General features: G+C 72.3%; 1 protein-coding gene. It reads left to right on the forward strand.

Annotated features, from left to right (window positions below):
• The coding region (locus L995_RS04450; protein WP_047469521.1) for an NAD(P)/FAD-dependent oxidoreductase at positions 1 to 968 on the forward strand (968 nt) is incomplete at both ends.

A 968-nucleotide genomic window follows, 5' to 3' on the forward strand; every position in this document is an offset into this window, starting at 1 on the left:
GATCACTGTGGTCGGAGGCGAGGACCTGCCACCCTACCTGCGCCCGCCGCTGTCCAGGGCATGGCTGCAGCAGGCCATGGGCCCGGACGAGCTGTTGCCGCGGCCCGCCGGCGCCTCCGCGGACCAGGCCATCGCCCTGCGCCCGGGCATGCGCGCCATGGCCATAGAGCCGGGCTCGCGGCAGGTGGCGCTGAACGACGGATCGGTGCTGCACTACGAACACCTGGTCATTGCCACAGGCTCCGCGCCGCGCTGGCTGGTCCTGCCCGGGGATGAGCGGCCTGGCATCACCTACCTGCGCACCATGGAAGACGCGCAGGCGCTGCGGGGCCATCTGCAGACCGCGCGCTGCCTGGCCATCATCGGCGGCGGCTATGTGGGTCTCGAAGTCGCGTCCACGGCCCGCAAGCTGGGCGTGCAGGTCCGGGTCATCGAGCGCGAAGGCAGACTGCTGTCGCGCAGCGCCTCGTCGCAGATGGCCGCGCACCTGCAGGACCTGCATGCGGGCCAGGGCGTGGACTTCCATTTCAACGCCTCGGTAGCCGCCATCCAGGGCGACAACCCCGCCAGCATCACGGGCCTGGCGATGGCCGATGGCACCCAGCTGGAGTGCGATGCGGTGCTCATCGGCGTGGGCGCCGCGCCCAGCGTGGAACTGGCGCAGTCCCTCGGCCTGGACTGCGCGGGCGGCATTGCCGTGGACGGCGAAGGCCGTACCGCCATGGCCGGCATCTACGCCATAGGCGATGCCACGCGCCGCCCGCTGGCCGGCTACCCCGGGCTGCACCGGCTCGAGAGCGTGCCCAGCGCGCTCGAACAGGCCCGGCGCGCAGCCTGCGCCATCACGGGCCGCGCACTGCCCGCCCATGAAGCGCCCTGGTTCTGGTCCGATCAGTACGACACCAAGCTGCAGATCGCCGGCCTGCCCGGCCATGGCGACCAGACCGTGCTGCGCGGCGACCCGGCCA

Origin of the sequence: Delftia sp. ZNC0008 (genome assembly GCF_000799035.1) — a bacterium.
Lineage (GTDB): Bacteria > Pseudomonadota > Gammaproteobacteria > Burkholderiales > Burkholderiaceae_C > Comamonas > Comamonas tsuruhatensis.